This is a genomic window from Sphingomonas faeni, assembly GCF_030817315.1.
Taxonomy (GTDB): Bacteria; Pseudomonadota; Alphaproteobacteria; order Sphingomonadales; family Sphingomonadaceae; genus Sphingomonas; species Sphingomonas faeni_C.
This window is the reverse complement of the sequence record NZ_JAUSZF010000001.1, coordinates 1,398,725-1,414,110: the sequence shown is the minus strand read 5'-3', so window position 1 is coordinate 1,414,110 and position 15,386 is coordinate 1,398,725. Positions and strand designations below refer to the sequence as shown.

Genomic DNA, 15,386 nt, shown 5'->3' with positions numbered 1-15,386 from the left:
GACGGCAATGCCGCAGATCAGCGCGCGATCGGTTGTCCACTAACCGGTACGTACGCGTCGATGAGTGCGCCGACGTAATCGGGGTTGCGGCTGGTAAGTTCGGCGGCTGCGTGCGCGCGACCGTAGATGAAGCCGTAGACCGGGTAGATCCCGCCGCCCAGACCGTCGACGTCCTTGTACCAGACCTTCACGTCGCTCCAGTCGTTGTTGCGCGAGACGTCGAACAGCGTGACGTCCTGCTCGGCATGCCCGCGTTCGCCGTTCTGGCGCGACCAGTTCGCGTGGGTGAGCATGACGACGCGCTTCTCGACGACCCGGCTGACGACCGCGACATGGCCAAACGGCAGTCTCGCGGTCTTGGCGAAGACGATGACGGCGCCTTCCTTCGGGACGTGCGTGCGTTCGTATTTGCCCTCAGCCTGCTCCCACCAGGTCCAGGCGTTACCGTAGATCTGGATCCCCGAGGCGGCGCGCGCGAAAGGGACGCACTGGCCGACGTAATCGAGCAGCGACGCCGATTTCGAGGCTGCGGCCGGCGCTGCCACGGCGATTGCCAGCAGTGCCGGCGTCCAACGACGGAAGGCGTACAATCTCATGCCGTCACCTTGCAGGAGAGGTGTGGCATTATCGTTGCCGCAGATGGTTAACGTGCGTCAATACCTATCCGTCCGCTCAACCCTGGTTCTTCTGGCGCTTTGCCATGAAGGCGAGGCGTTCGAAGAGCATGACGTCCTGTTCGTTCTTGAGCAGCGCGCCGTGGAGCGGGGGGATCGCCTTGGTCGGATCGCGGTTCTGGAGAATGTCGAGCGGCATGTCCTCGTGGAGGAGGAGTTTCAGCCAGTCTAGCAGCTCGCTGGTCGAGGGCTTCTTCTTGAGGCCAGGCACGTCGCGGACGTCGTAGAACAGGTCCATCGCCTTGCTGACGAGGATCTTCTGGATGCCGGGGAAGTGGACGTCGACGATCGCCTGCATGGTCTGGCGATCGGGGAATTTGATGTAGTGGAAGAAACAGCGGCGGAGGAACGCGTCGGGGAGTTCTTTCTCGTTGTTCGAGGTGATGATGACGATCGGGCGCTCGACCGCGCGAACGGTTTCCTTGGTCTCGTAGACGTGGAACTCCATCCGATCGAGTTCCTGCAACAGGTCGTTGGGGAACTCGATATCGGCCTTGTCGATCTCGTCGATCAGCAGGACCGGCGGGGCGGGTTGCGTGAACGCCTCCCACAGCTTGCCCTTGCGGATATAGTTGCCGATGTCGTGGACGCGTGCATCGCCGAGCTGCCCGTCGCGCAGGCGGGCTACCGCGTCGTATTCGTACAGGCCCTGCTGCGCCTTGGTGGTGGACTTGATGTTCCACTCGATCAGTGGTGCGCCGAGGGCTTTCGCGATCTCGTAGGCGAGGACGGTCTTGCCGGTGCCGGGTTCACCCTTGATCAGCAGCGGGCGGCGCAGCGTCACGGCGGCGTTGACCGCGACCTTCAGATCGTCGGTCGCGACGTAGCTCTGGGTGCCCTCGAAGCGCTTCATGCGATGTCCCGTCCGGTTCTGAATACCGGGTATGGATAGAGGGTGTCGGGCGGTCGACGCAAGCAGGTTACAGGTCGCCGCGGGCGCTCGACCGTGCTTCGAGCAGCGACCACAGGCCGCGGTGCTGTGCGAACAGTTGCTGCGCGCCGAACAGGATGGCGCGCTGCGGGCCGGGGGACGCACCGAGCGATGCGATGATCGCGGCGGTGTGGGTTTCCGACGGAAGGGTGAGCGAGGGGATGGCCACCCCGAACCGTTCCGCCGCGACATCGAGCACGAGGCGGATCGAACGCCAATCGATCAGCAACGCCGCGACCGCCCCGGTCGCGCACCCACGCCGCTCCGAACGGGCCAGGGTCTCCAGCGCGTGACGTTCGCCGACCAATGCCGATTCGGTCTCGGCCTGGCCGGGGGTCGAGGGCAGCGGACCCACCGCGGCGGTGAGCTGAGCGAGATAGGTGCGTTCGTCCGCGAAACCGCTGGCTGCGCGGACGAGCCAGTCCGACGCTTCGAGCTGGATCGCGCGCGCGAGCACGTCTGCGATCAGGCCCGGATGCTCGCCGTGGACCGCGCACAGCGCATGGACCGCATCGGAGAGATTGCGCTGGCCGGGACCGCCGGCGAGCAACCGCGCGTGATGCGGGTGAACCGTGCTGCCGTCGGCGTCGGCGAGACCGACGAGCGCGTCCCATGCGCTCCGCTCCCCCGGCCCCCCGCTTTGTATGCCCCCGTTCGATACCATTGTTTTCCGGCCATTCTGCACCACGGAAAGCCCAATCCGCGACGATGTTGTGCGCTCCATAAACGGAGGACGTAAATACGAAGTGTACGCCGCGTTCATTATGCCGCGTTCGATGGATGCGCCCTTTACGCCGACCCGCCGCGTCGCGATAACGCGCGACCGAACATTTTCGGGTCTGCCGGGCGGTATCCGGCGGGATGATCCCACGGAGACTACAGGATGCGCACATGGTTGCTCGGGCTTGCACTTGCTTCGGTCGGAACCGCCGCGATGGCCGCTGATCAGGTGACGCCACCGGCAGCGCCCGCCGCGCCGGCCCCTGCGCCCATCCGGCCGGTCGAGGCGGCGGCGCCCGGCGACCTGACGATGGCGCGCGTGTTCGGCAACCCGGACCTGTCGGGATCGCAGCCCCGCGCGGTGCGGCTGTCGCCGGACGGCACGCTGCTGACGAGCCTGCGCAACCGTGCCGACGAGAAGGAGCGCTTCGATCTCTGGGCGGTCGATACCGCGACGGGCCAGGCGCGGATGCTGGTCGATTCGAAGACGGTGGGCAGCGGCGCCGAACTGACCGAGGCCGAGAAGATGCAGCGCGAGCGGGCGCGGATCGGCGGTCAGAAGGGCATCGTCGCGTATGACTGGGCGCCCGACGGCAAGTCGATCCTCGTGCCGCTCGACGGCGACCTGTATCTCGCCGGGCTCGACGGCAAGGTCACGCGGCTGACCAACACGCCCGGCGGCGAGTTGAACCCGGTGGTCAGCCCCAAGGGCAGCTTCGTCTCGTTCGTCCGCGACCAGAACGTCTTCGTCCAACCGCTGAGCGGTGGCGCCGCGCGGGCCGTCACGACCGGCGGCGGGGGCACGGTCCACTTCGGCGAGGCGGAGTTCGTCGCGCAGGAGGAAATGGATCGCCGCACCGGCTATTGGTGGTCGCCCGACGAGCGTTACGTCGCGGTCGAGCGGTTCGACGAGGCACCGGTCCACACCGCCACGCGCGCGTCGATCGGCGCTACGGGCACCAAGGTGTATGAGCAGCGCTATCCGGCCGCCGGGACGCCGAACGTGCTGGTCGACCTGTATATCATGAAGCCCGACGGCTCGGGGCAGGTGAAGGTCGATCTCGGCACCGACCCGGACATCTATCTCGCGCGCGTCGACTGGACGCCGGATGGCCGGATGCTGCTGGTGCAGCGCCAGAGCCGCGACCAGAAGCTGTTGGAGATGCTCCGCGTCGATCCGGCGACGGGCAAGTCGACGATCCTGTTCACCGAAAAGTCGGGCGTGAAGAGCTGGCTCAACCTGTCCGACGCGTATCACGTGCTGAAGGACGGCAGCCTGATCTGGCGCTCGGAGCGAAGCGGTTACGGCCACCTCTACCGGTTCGCGGCGGGCAAGTGGACGCAGCTGACCAAGGGCGACTGGGTCGTCACCGACCTCGTTGGGGTGGACGAGACCCCCAAGGATACGAATGGGGCGCGGCTGTTCTTCCTCGGCAACAAGGACGACGTGCTCGAGCAGCAGCTCTACTCGGTCGACGTCGCCAAGCCGAACGCGATCACCAAGCTGACCGAGGCCGGCTGGTGGAACAGCGCGACGATGGATGCGGCGGCGAGCCGCTTCATCATCTCGCGCTCGAATCCGAAGCAGCCGACGCAGGTGTATCTCGCGGACGCGACCGGCAAGCGGATCTCGTGGATCAACGAGAATGCGGTGGTCGAGGGGCATCCGTACTACCCGTATCTCGCCAGCCATCAGGAAACCAAGTTCGAGACGCTGAAGGCCAAGAACGGCATGACGCTCCATTACGAGATGATCACGCCGCCGCTGGAGCCGGGTAAGAAATACCCGGTGTTCTTCGAACATTACGGCGGCCCCGGCACCGGCCAGCAGGTCACGCGCGGCTGGCAGGGTGCGCTGCCGCAGTATCTCGTCGATCGCGGCTGGATCTATTTCAAGATCGACAATCGTGGCTCGTATAATCGCGGCAAGGCGTTCGAGGACCAGATCTATCACGCGATGGGTACGGTCGAGGTCGAGGATCAGCTTTCGGGTGCGAACTATCTAAAGTCGCTGCCATTCGTCGAGCCGAGCAAGATTGCGACCTATGGCTGGTCGTATGGTGGCTATATGTCGTTGAAGATGCTGGAGAAGACGCCGGGCGTGTACGCCGCCGCCGTATCGGGTGCGCCGGTCACCGACTGGCAGCTGTACGACACTCATTATACCGAGCGCTATCTCGGCGATCCGGCGAAGGACCCGGCGAGCTACGCGACGTCGGCCGCGGTCGAGGAAGCGAACAAGATCGTCGATCCGTTGCTGCTGATCCACGGCATGGCGGACGACAACGTGTTCCTCGACAATTCGACCAAGGTGGCGGCGCGCATGCAGGCGACTGCAACGCCGTTCGAGATGATGTTCTACCCGGGCTATACGCACCGCGTGTCGGGGCCGGGGATCAGCGAGCATGTCTGGGGGACTATCCTGAACTTCCTCGACCGGACGGTGAAGGACAAGCCGGTGGCTGAGGCGGCTGCTGCGGCGCCAGGTTCGGCGAAGTAAACGCCGGTGCGGTTCGGCGAGACGGTCGGTATCCGACCGTCTCGCGACGTGTTCGCGAACTGCGGTTGAAAACGTCCACTTCTCGCCATTCGCTCGGTCTTCTGTGCTTCCCGATAGCGGTCAGTCGTTCAGGTCCCAATTACTAGCGGCAGCGTGTCGTCGCAGAAAGTTACCAACTTCTGCTCCCCCCAAATCATCGATGTGGAGGACCTAGCTATCGCCAATCATTGCGTCGGAAGTGCGCCGTCGCCGCTTTATTCTAGAAGCGGCGAGGTTCGTGCCCGATGGCGTCGCACGTGCCACGAAAGCCATAATTGCTCATGCCTCGGACCGTGATACGACCGCTACGCCGATCGATCACAATCTTTGGCTTATTTAAACCGTTCAAGCGATAGCTACCCTGGATCGTCTCCGGGCTTACGGAAACGTCGTACAAGTCCCACCATCCCTGATCCCCACGAGAATTGATTGGCGGGATCAGCGATTTGGGCAGTCGTATACGTCCACCACCGGCCCAGGTCTGCACCGTGAGCGAGGCGTCGAAGACCTCTTTTCTGGTTTCGGTGTAGTTGCCAGACTCGTATCGATCACGATCACGGTTCCAATTCCACGTGGTACCGCTGGCGAAACCGGTCTTCGATCCGTCTCCAAAACAAACGAGACCTAGCTCCACGTTTCTTCCATCAACGACCGGGCCAACCGACGGATAGCCGGCTTGTCCGCTACCGGCACCCGTTGGCGCGCGTCCATATGCAGGATCCGGTTCATAGTCAGGGCGCGGCCGTGACGCAGGCTGACGACCGTAGTTGGGGTCAGGACGAAGGTTCGCGGGTTTTCGGCAGTCGGGCGACGTGGTCGGTTGAATGGAATTGTAGCGGCCTTCCATCGTGGCGATGCTGACGCACTGCCGCCGGTCGGCGTTCCACCAATAGGTATAGCTGCGATCGTCACCTTGCTCCCCGCGGATGTTCACATAGCCGCGTCGCTGCAGCTCCATCTCACCCTGACCGGCACGGGCGCCAACCATGTCTTCAAGACCGGTAGATTGCGCGTGGGCAACCGCCGGAAGTGCGGATCCTAAGAGAAATATAGCCGTAATCTTCAACAGGCCTGCTGAACAACGCATCGCGGCTCTCCTGTTCGAGCGGAATAACCTCTTCATTACTATAGCGAGTTTATAAAAGAGGATTGACGGGGTCCATAGCTGTCGACAGCCTTCAGGCTCTGGTCACCACCGGGAATTGGGTAAATCAAGATCGTCCGTCCGGCCAAAGTGGCGCACGGCCGGCGATGGTTTGCAGCACACCCTGCCGCGTCCGTTACATTCTGTCTTTACCAACCATTAAGGCCTGACTTTGAAGGAAGCGAGCCGTTGCGATCGAAGTTGGAATCGAACATGATGCAGCATGGATTTCATGAAGTGGCTCAGTTCGCTTGACGAACTCCTCTACGAGGTCATGAGCTGGCTAATCTTCTTCCCGTTGACGCTATGGCGTGCGGTCTTTCAACCCATCGCCGTGATGGAGCAGGTCGAACGAGAAGCGGCACTTCCGGATGATGAGCAATATGCTGCCCTACTGAGGCCGCCGCTTTTCCTAGCCCTGGCGTTGCTGCTAGCGCATACAGTTAGCGCAGCACTTGGGCAGACCGACAAGATTATCGCCAACACCCATGGGCTTGCCGGATTCGTAAATGATAATGCCACGGCGCTGGCCTTCCGGGCCGTGATATTCGCGGCATTTCCTCTTTTTCTTGCCGCCCGAATTGTGCGTTGCCGCGGGGCCAAATTAGACCGCAGCTCCCTGCGACAGCCCTTCTATGTGCAATGTTATCCGGCCGCGGTGTTCGCCCTCGGGATAAGTCTCAGCGCCGTCCTGATTGATGATAAAAATAGCGATCTGACGCCGACGATTGGCCACTGGTTGATGGGGGTTAGCACTTTGAACTACTGGCTCGTGGTGACCGGTAGGTTCGCGAAGGTGCTTGGAACTGGCTATCTGCGTGGCACAGGTAACGTGGCTATCGGAATGTTTGAGGGCGCATTATTTCTCGTTGGCGTTGGTTTCCTGTTCACGAGATAGTCTTGCACTGTGCGGCGAATTATCAGGCGACGTTCCCGGAGTAGATAGCCCACGCCTGCGTGCAGGCGGCAAGCGGCTTGTTACCGCGGACGGCCAACCGAAGGCCGCCAGGCCTCTTTCCTCCCAAACCAGACATCAACTCGACCAAGGATCGCGAGGAGCTACTGACGATGCGAGTAGCACATGGTTCGACCACGACGAGCTCCACCCCGGCGGAGGCCGGGGCCCAATTGGGGGACGGTGGTAACTGAGCGCAGTTCTTTGTTACTGCGACCTTTCCAATTGGGCCCCGGCCTTCGCCGGGGTGGTGCTAACTTTTTGGGGTGGTGAAGCTACTATTGGGGTGGTGGTGCGAAAAGATTGTTCCCCCGCGAAGGCGGGGGTCCAGACTGGGCCCCCGCCTTCGCGGGGGAACAAGGGGGCGGGCCGTAACGTGGCGCATAATCTCGGCACCCCAAACCCCCGCTATCCGCGCAACAAGTCGAAAGCCGTTGGACCTGCCCGCGCAACGTCGGTACTGCGCGGCCAAGTCCAATCGGAGTTAAGACATGGGTTATCGGGTGGTGGTCGCAGGGGCGACCGGCAATGTCGGGCGCGAGATGCTCAATATCCTGGCGGAGCGCGAGTTTCCGGCGGACGAGATCGCCTGCGTCGCGTCGTCGCGCAGCCAGGGATTGATGGTCGATTACGGCGACACCGGCAAGCAGATCAAATGCCAGAACATCGAGCATTTCGACTGGAACGGCTGGGACATGGCGCTGTTCGCGATCGGCTCGGAGGGCACCGCCGTCTACGCACCGATCGCCGCCGCTGCCGGCTGCGTCGTGATCGACAATTCGTCGCTCTACCGCATGGACCCCGACGTGCCGCTGATCGTGCCCGAGGTTAACCCCGAGGCGATCGACGGTTACAAGGTCCGCAACATCATCGCCAACCCGAACTGCTCGACCGCGCAGATGGTCGTCGCGCTGAAGCCGCTGCACGACGCGGCGAAGATCCTGCGCGTGGTCGTATCGACCTATCAGTCGGTGTCCGGCGCAGGCAAGGCGGGGATGGACGAGCTGTTCGAGCAGAGCCGCAACATCTTCGTCGGCGATCCGGCCGAGCCCAAGAAGTTCACCAAGCAGATCGCCTTCAACGTGATCCCGCACATCGACAGCTTCCTCGACGACGGTTCGACCAAGGAAGAATGGAAGATGGTCGTCGAGACCAAGAAGATCCTCGACAAGAAGATCAAGGTCACCGCGACCTGCGTCCGCGTGCCCGTGTTCGTCGGCCATTCGGAAGCGATCAACATCGAGTTCGAGAACGAGATCTCGGCCGAGGAAGCGCAGAACATCCTCCGCGAGGCGCCCGGCATCATGTTGGTCGATAAGCGCGAGGACGGCGGCTACATCACGCCGATCGAGTGCGTCGGCGACTTCGCGACCTATATCAGCCGCGTGCGCGAGGATCCGACCGTCGAGAACGGGCTGAACCTTTGGTGCGTCAGCGACAACCTCCGCAAGGGGGCCGCACTGAACGCGGTGCAGATCGCCGAACTGCTCGGGCGGCGACATCTGCAAAAGGCCTGATCCGCGCGGCCGGGACGGACTGAACGACATTGCCGCGCCGCCGTTACGACATGGCGGCGCGGTTTTTTCTTGGGGCGCCACGTCGCCCGCCCGGTTGCGGTTCACGCGCCCGCGGGTTGACACTCCGGACCCGGGGACCGAATTGGCGGCACCCCCAGCACGACAGGATGAGACCGTGGCCAGCACCCCGAGCGATACCCAGTTTTTCGAGAGCTTCGACGCCACGCGGCTGGCGTGGCACGAGGTCGGCGAAGGTCGGGCCGTCGTGCTGATCCACGGCTATTTCTCGGACGCGAAGACCAACTGGATCCGCTATGGTCACGCCGCGAAGATCGCCGCGAAGGGCTTCCGGGTCATCATGCCCGACCTCCGCGCGCACGGCGACAGCGGAAAGCCGCATGGCCTCGAGGCGTATCCCGCGGATGCGCTGACGCAGGATGGTCACGCGCTGGTCGCTCATCTCGGACTGACGGACTATGACCTGGGCGGCTATTCGCTCGGGGCGCGGACGACGTCGCGGATGCTGGCGACGGGGGCGACGCCGCGGCGCGTGATATTCTCGGGGATGGGGCTGGAGGGGCTGACGCACACGTCGCGGCGTGCCGGGCATTTCCGGAACATCCTGACCAAGCTCGGGCAGCATGTGCAGGGCACGCCCGAGTGGCTCGCGGAGGCATTCCTGAAGACCACCGGCGGCGATCCGGTCGCGCTGCTCGGGATCCTGGAGACGTTCGTCGATACGCCGCTGGAGTCGGTGAAGGCGATCCAGCAGCCGACTTTGGTGGTGTGCGGTGGGGAGGACCAGGATAATGGCTCGGCCCCCGATCTGGCTGCGATCCTGCCGCATGGGACGTATGTGGAGACGCCGGGCGGGCATATGAGCGCGGTGGTGAAGCCCGAACTCGGCCAGGCGATCGCGGACTTCCTCGCACGATAAAGCCAAACTGCCCGCCTCAAGCCGTCATCCTGACGAAAGTCAGGACCCAGGGTAACGCGCGTCGTCTTATGCGGCTCTGGATCCTGACTTTCGTCAGGATGACGGAGGAAGGCGGCCATTACCCTCGGCATGGTGGCTTGACCTCGCCATGCTCCATCCGCAATCACTGCCCCATACAAAGGGGATAATGATGGTTCGGTTCAGCGTTTCGATGTTTGCTCTGGCCGGCGCGCTGTGCGCCGTGCCGTCCGTTGCCGTCGCGCAAGTTGCGGCAACTACGACCGGCAAGCCGACCGTCGCGCAGGCGGATGCGTTCGTCGCCGAAGCCGAGAAGGTGATGGCCGCTGCGTCGCTCGACGCGAACCGCGTGGCGTGGGTCAACGCGACTTACATCACCGACGATACCGATGCGCTGGCGGCGAAGTCGGGCGCGGAAATGACCGATCTCGGGGTGAAGTATGCGCTCGGCGCGGCACGGTTCGCGTCGCTGCCGGGGCTGTCGTTCGATACCAAGCGCAAGCTCGACCTGCTCCGCGGCGGGCTGACCCTGCCGGCGCCGACGCGGGCTGGTGCGTCCGAGGAACTGTCGACGCTGACCACGAAGATGTCGTCCTCCTACGGCAAGGGCATGGGGACGCTCGACGGCAAGCCGATCAACGGCTCGGATATCGAGGCGGCGATGGGTGACAGTCGCGATCCGGCGAAGCTGCAGGAGATGTGGACGAGCTGGAACGACAAGGTCGGCGCGCCGATGCGCGGCGATTATGCGAAGATGACGTCGATCTCGAACGAGGGTGCGCGCGAGCTCGGCTACAAGGACGTCGGTGCGCTGTGGCGTTCGGGCTACGACATGACGCCGGAGCAGTTCGCCGCGCTCACCGACAAGATCTGGAAACAGGTCGAGCCGCTCTACATGGCGCTGCACACCTATACGCGGTGGAAGCTCAACGAGAAATACGGCGACGCGGTGCAGGCCAAGACCGGGCCGATCCGCAGCGACCTGCTCGGCAATATGTGGGCGCAGGAATGGGGCAACATCTACGACATCGTCGCACCCAAGGGCGCGGGCGATCTCGGTTTCGACACCGGTGAGTTGCTCAAGGCTAAGGGCTATGATCCGCTGAAGATGGTGAAGCAGGGTGAAGGCTTCTATTCGTCGCTCGGCTTTGCGCCGTTGCCGGAGACGTTCTGGAAGCGGTCGCAGATCACCAAGCCTGCCGACCGCGACGTGATATGTCATGCGTCGGCGTGGGATCTCGACGCCAAGGACGATATCCGCGTCAAGATGTGCACGAAGGTGAACGCCGACGACTTCGTCACGATCCACCACGAGCTCGGCCACAATTACTATCAGCGCGCGTACAAGGCGCAGCCGTTCCTGTACGCGAACGGCGCGAACGACGGTTTCCACGAGGCGATCGGCGATACCGTTGCGCTGTCGATCACGCCGGATTATCTGGTGAAGATCGGGCTGCTCGACCAAGCTAGGGTGCCGAGCGCGGACAAGGACATCGGGCTGCTGTTGCGCCAGGCGATGGACAAGGTCGCGTTCCTGCCGTTCGGGCTGCTGATCGACAAATGGCGCTGGGGCGTGTTCTCGGGCGAGATCCCGGCGACCGGCTATCAGGCGGCGTGGGACCGGTTGCGGCTCCAGTATCAGGGGATCAAGCCACCGGTCGCGCGCGACGAGACCAAGTTCGATGCGGGTGCGAAATACCACATCCCCGCGGCAGTGCCGTACACGCGCTACTTCCTGGCGCGGGTGTTGCAGTTCCAGTTCTACAAGGCGGCGTGCGACCAGTCCGGCTGGAAGGGACCGCTGCATCGCTGCTCGTTCTACGACAACAAGACGGTAGGGACGAAGCTGAACGCGACGCTGAGCATGGGGCAGTCGAAGCCCTGGCCGGATGCGTTGCAGGTGTTCACCGGCAGCCGCGAGATGTCGGGCGCGGCACTGGTGGAGTATTTCGCGCCGTTAAAGGCTTGGCTGGACGTGCAGAACAAGGGGAAGCCGACTGGGTGGTGAGGGGGGAAACGTTGGCTAAGCGCCGGCGGACTTTTGCCCGCTAACTTCTAGTTCCCCCGCGGAGGCGGGGGCCCAGGGTTACGAACGCTCCCGCGATTTAGCTGGGCCCCCGCATCCGCGGGGGAACGGGAACAGTGCGGGGATTTCTTGAAATTGCACCACCCCGGCGTAGGCCGGGGCCCAGTTGGGACGTCTTGAGTAACGAAGCAGACCGCTTTGTTAACAGCGTCCCCCAACTGGGCCCCGGCCTTCGCCGGGGTGGCGTACTATCCGGAGTGGTGAGCTGTTCGGCGCGAGCAGCTTACTCCGGAACCGTCCCCGGATCGGCGATCCCGGCCTCGAACGACTTCGACGAATCCGCCCCGTCCGCCTGATGCGCATGCTTGCCCTCGGGCTTCGGCGACGCCGGAACCTTGGGCGTGCTTCCCCGCAAGGTTAGCAACGCGCCGACCGCCGCTCCGGCAACCGCGACACCGCTGAAGATCGCCGCCGCACCCCATTTGCCGCGCGTCTTCTCCGGCGCCTTGGCAACCACGAGCGGCGCGACCGCCTTTCGGACCGGGGCGGGGCGGGGCGTGCTGCGCTTGGTCGAGCGCGGCTTGGGCGCCGGTTTGGCGACGGCCTTCGTCGGTGCGGCAGTTTCGGACTTGTCCGCGACCGGCACCGGCTTGGCCGCTATCGGCTTCGTGGAGGACGCGGCCGGAGCGGCCTTCGGCGCACTCGTCTTGCGTGGCGCACGGCGGCGGGTGACGGGCTTCTTTGCTTCCGTATCGGGCGTGTCGGTGTCGGCCACGGTTATCTTCCCTCAGCAATGATTCCGGAAGCGTAACGCATTCCCGCGCGATCCGCTCCGGTTTTTAGCGGCCCCTTATCGGAAGGGAGGCTCGTCGAACGCACGCAGCTTGCGGCTGTGGAGCTTGGCGCCCTCCAGACGAAGCTGTTCGCACGTTTCGATCCCGATCCGCAGATGCTCGCTGATCGCGCGCTCGTAGAAGCGATTGGCCTGTCCCGGCAGCTTCAGCTCGCCGTGCAGCGGCTTGTCCGAGACGCAGAGCAACGTCCCATAGGGCACGCGGAACCGGTAACCCTGCGCGGCGATCGTCGCGGACTCCATGTCGATGCCGACGGCACGGCTGAGTGAAAAGCGCAGCGCCGACTTCGAGTAGCGGAGTTCCCAGTTGCGGTCGTCGGTCGTGACGATCGTGCCGGTGCGGAGGCGACGCTTGAGTTCTTCGCCCGACTGGCCCGAGACGATCTCGGCGGCCTTGGCCATCGCCACCTGGACTTCGGCGATCGCGGGGACTGGGATCTCGGGCGGCAGGACGTCGTCGAGGACATGGTCGTCGCGCAGATAGGCGTGGGCCAGAACATAGTCGCCGATTCGCTGGCTGGGTCGGAGCCCGCCGCAATGACCGATCATCAGCCACGCCTCGGGACGCAGCACCGCGAGGTGATCGCAGATCGTCTTCGCGTTCGACGGGCCGACGCCGATGTTGACGAGCGTGATGCCGGTGCGGTCGTCCGCCATCAGATGATAGGCGGGCATCTGGTGCCGCCGCCACGCGCTGTCGGAGATGATCTTGTCGATGTCGTCGCCCGACGAGATCGTGATCCCGCCCGCGCCCGACAGGCTGGTGAAGCGCGACCCTTCACCAAGCTGCGTACCGGCCCAGCGAACGAATTCATCGACATAACGGTGATAGTTGGTGAACAATACGAAGCGCTGCGCATGCTCGGCCGGGGTGCCCATGTAGTGGCGCAGGCGAGCGAGACTGAAATCGGTGCGCAGCCCGTCGAACAGTGCGAGCGGGCGCGTCTCGTCCTGCGCGATCCAGAGGCCGTCGGCGATCTCGTCGCCGATATGCGCGAGTTCGGTCGCGGGGAAATGGCGCGACAATTCGGTCGCGGAAACCTCGTCGAGGCTCAGCGCGTGGCCGGGTTCGATCACGTACGGGAACGGGATTTCCTGACGGCCTTCGACCGCCTCGACGGTGACGTCGTAATCCTCGATCAGCAGGGTCAGCTGCTCGGTCAGATATTCGGCGAAGATCGCGGGCTTGGTGACGCTGATCTTGTATTCGCCGGGGGTCACCATGCGGCCGAACGAGCGCAGCGGGGTGGGGCGATCAACGCCGCCCTTATAGGTGAGCCGGATCTCGGGATAGGCGAACGACCCGTCGGTGCGGCTGGCGGGATCGGGCGTCGTGCCGTCGGCGATATACGCGCTCATCGCGGCTTGGAGGCGCTCGACGGAGGCGCGGTAGAGGCGGTCGAGTTCGGCGACGAGGTCGGATGCGATTGTCATCGCGCAGTGTTACGCGGGCGAGGTTACGGTGGCAAGACCACCTAAATCCTCCCCGTGTCGGGGAGGTGGCAGCCCGCTTGGGCTGACGGAGGGGGCGCTCCACGAGCGTAACGCTTGTGGTGAGCCCCCTCCACCATTCGCTGTGCGAATGGTCCCCCTCCCCGTTCCGGGGAGGATTAAATCTCGCTAAGCAGATGCTCGGCCGAGCTCACTTTGAACTCGCCCGGTGCCTCGACGTTCAGCTGCTCCACCACGCCGTCGTTAACGATCATCGAATAGCGCTGGCTGCGGATGCCCATGCCATAGCCCGAACCGTCCATCGTCAGGCCGATCGCCTTCGCGAAATCGCCATTGCCGTCCGCCAGCAACGTGATGTCGCCCGCACCCGCCGACTTGCCCCAAGCGCCCATCACGAACGCGTCGTTGACCGAGACGCACGCAACCTCGTCGACGCCCTTGGCCTTCAGCTCGGCTTCCTTCTCGACGAAGCCGGGGAGGTGCTTGGCCGAGCAGGTCGGCGTGAACGCACCGGGTACGGCGAACAGCGCGACCTTGCGGCCCTTGAAGAAGCTGTCGGTGTCGACCTGATCGGGGCCATCCGCGGTGGCCTTGACGAGATTGGTGGTGGGAAGGCGGTCGCCGACGCTGATCGTCATCTGAAATCTCCTGTCGCCGCGAGCTGGTCTCGGGCGAGCCGTACCTTGGACGCGGCCGCGGGTATTTCAAGCGTGGCGGGGCCCCCCGTGCGTCGCTATGGTGCAATGCATGGACAAGACGCCCTTTCTTTCCGGACAATTCCTGCTCGCGATGCCGGGGATGAGCGACCCGCGGTTCGCGCGCGCGGTGATCGCGATCTGCAGCCATGACGAGAGCGGGGCGATCGGCATCGGCCTGGGCGCGACGATCGACGGGCTCGGCTTCCACGATCTGCTCGAACAGTTCGGGATCCAGCCCGGCGATGCGCCCAACGCACCGGTGCATTTCGGCGGCCCGGTCGAGCCGCGGCGCGGGTTCGTGGTGCATTCGTCAGACTGGGGCGGGCAGGATTCGGTGGACGTCGCCGGTCGGTGGAAGCTGTCGAGCACCGTCGACGTGCTCCGCGCGATCGCCGAGGGGAAGGGCCCTTCGCAGTGGGTGGTGGCGCTCGGCTATGCCGGTTGGGACGGCGGGCAGTTGGAAGGCGAGCTGTCGCGGCCCGGGTGGTTCAACGTGGCCGGGGATGCCGAACTTTTGTTCGATACCGCGGCGGAGGATCGCTGGACGATGGCGTTCGCGCAGGCCGGCGTGGATCCGCGGTTGCTCGTCGCGGAGACGGGTAGGGCCTGATCCATTCCCAACTAAAGGGAACTTACTTCCCCCCTCCCTGGAAGGGAGGGGCCGGGGGTGGGTCGGCCGGTTGGCTGGCTCTGCGCGCGCCTCAAACCGACCCACCCCCCGACCCCTCCCTTCCAGGGAGGGGAGTTCGAGACGGCGGCTTCGCGTTCGGCATGACGCACTTCGAACCATCATATAAAGATATCTTTATATTTGATTTGAGCCCCTCGATCCGCTAAGGCGCAGCCCATCCGGCACGGGCATGAGGCTCGCCGATCACAGAATTTCCAGGAGACCCATAGTGGCCACCACCCTCGCCCCCGC

13 protein-coding genes are annotated in these 15,386 nt (G+C 64.1%); 6 read left to right on the top strand and 7 right to left on the bottom strand.

The genetic code is table 11. The annotated features are described in order from the left end of the window. Positions 1-17: 17 nt before the first annotated feature. The 3 genes from QFZ54_RS06500 to QFZ54_RS06490 form a co-directional block, all read right to left on the bottom strand. Positions 18-596 carry a CHAP domain-containing protein gene (locus QFZ54_RS06500; RefSeq protein ID WP_307085574.1) on the bottom strand — a complete coding sequence of 193 codons (579 nt, stop codon included), beginning with the start codon at positions 594-596 and terminating at the stop codon, positions 18-20. A gap of 76 nt (positions 597-672) precedes the next feature. Beyond that, complete coding sequence (locus QFZ54_RS06495) at positions 673-1,527, bottom strand: AAA family ATPase (protein ID WP_060525606.1); 855 nt, start codon at positions 1,525-1,527, stop codon at positions 673-675. Between the two features lie 67 nt (positions 1,528-1,594). Further along, the gene (locus tag QFZ54_RS06490; protein WP_307085567.1) at positions 1,595-2,269 is read right to left on the bottom strand and encodes a DUF6975 family protein; all 675 of its coding nucleotides are present in this window, start codon (positions 2,267-2,269) and stop codon (positions 1,595-1,597) included. A 219-nt stretch (positions 2,270-2,488) separates the two neighbouring features. On the opposite strand from QFZ54_RS06490, the gene QFZ54_RS06485 reads away from it, so the two are divergent. Next, the gene (locus tag QFZ54_RS06485) at positions 2,489-4,825 is read left to right on the top strand and encodes a S9 family peptidase (RefSeq protein ID WP_307085565.1); all 2,337 of its coding nucleotides are present in this window, start codon (positions 2,489-2,491) and stop codon (positions 4,823-4,825) included. A gap of 259 nt (positions 4,826-5,084) precedes the next feature. Here QFZ54_RS06485 and QFZ54_RS06480 read toward each other — a convergent pair whose 3' ends face one another. Further along, positions 5,085-5,951, bottom strand: coding sequence for a hypothetical protein (locus tag QFZ54_RS06480; RefSeq protein WP_307085563.1), 867 nt, complete (start codon positions 5,949-5,951; stop codon positions 5,085-5,087). 280 nt (positions 5,952-6,231) lie between these two features. Between QFZ54_RS06480 and QFZ54_RS06475 the strand changes: the two genes are divergently transcribed. From QFZ54_RS06475 to QFZ54_RS06460, 4 genes are all read left to right on the top strand, one after another. Continuing rightward, positions 6,232-6,906, top strand: coding sequence for a hypothetical protein (locus tag QFZ54_RS06475; protein ID WP_307085561.1), 675 nt, complete (start codon positions 6,232-6,234; stop codon positions 6,904-6,906). 548 nt (positions 6,907-7,454) lie between these two features. After that, positions 7,455-8,480 carry an aspartate-semialdehyde dehydrogenase gene (locus QFZ54_RS06470; protein WP_307085559.1) on the top strand — a complete coding sequence of 342 codons (1,026 nt, stop codon included), beginning with the start codon at positions 7,455-7,457 and terminating at the stop codon, positions 8,478-8,480. A 175-nt stretch (positions 8,481-8,655) separates the two neighbouring features. After that, on the top strand, positions 8,656-9,417 hold the full coding sequence (locus QFZ54_RS06465) for an alpha/beta fold hydrolase (RefSeq protein ID WP_307085557.1): 762 nt from the start codon (positions 8,656-8,658) through the stop codon (positions 9,415-9,417). A 190-nt stretch (positions 9,418-9,607) separates the two neighbouring features. Continuing rightward, entirely contained in the window at positions 9,608-11,443 is a 1,836-nt protein-coding gene (locus tag QFZ54_RS06460) for a M2 family metallopeptidase (RefSeq protein ID WP_307085554.1), read from the top strand. A gap of 301 nt (positions 11,444-11,744) precedes the next feature. Here the strand turns inward: QFZ54_RS06460 and QFZ54_RS06455 are convergent, their stop codons facing one another. From QFZ54_RS06455 to QFZ54_RS06445, 3 genes are all read right to left on the bottom strand, one after another. Further along, positions 11,745-12,236 (bottom strand): hypothetical protein, encoded by a 492-nt coding sequence (locus QFZ54_RS06455; RefSeq protein WP_307085552.1) that lies wholly within the window; start codon positions 12,234-12,236, stop codon positions 11,745-11,747. 75 nt (positions 12,237-12,311) lie between these two features. Continuing rightward, positions 12,312-13,748: an AMP nucleosidase gene (locus QFZ54_RS06450; protein WP_307085550.1), complete on the bottom strand. Its 1,437-nt coding sequence runs from the start codon at positions 13,746-13,748 to the stop codon at positions 12,312-12,314. Positions 13,749-13,924: 176 nt separating this feature from the next. Continuing rightward, positions 13,925-14,404, bottom strand: a complete 480-nt coding sequence (locus QFZ54_RS06445; RefSeq protein ID WP_307085549.1) for a peroxiredoxin — start codon at positions 14,402-14,404, stop codon at positions 13,925-13,927. A gap of 109 nt (positions 14,405-14,513) precedes the next feature. Here QFZ54_RS06445 and QFZ54_RS06440 point away from each other — a divergent pair, with 109 nt between their 5' ends. Continuing rightward, positions 14,514-15,074 (top strand): YqgE/AlgH family protein, encoded by a 561-nt coding sequence (locus tag QFZ54_RS06440; RefSeq protein ID WP_307085547.1) that lies wholly within the window; start codon positions 14,514-14,516, stop codon positions 15,072-15,074. Positions 15,075-15,386: the final 312 nt, after the last annotated feature.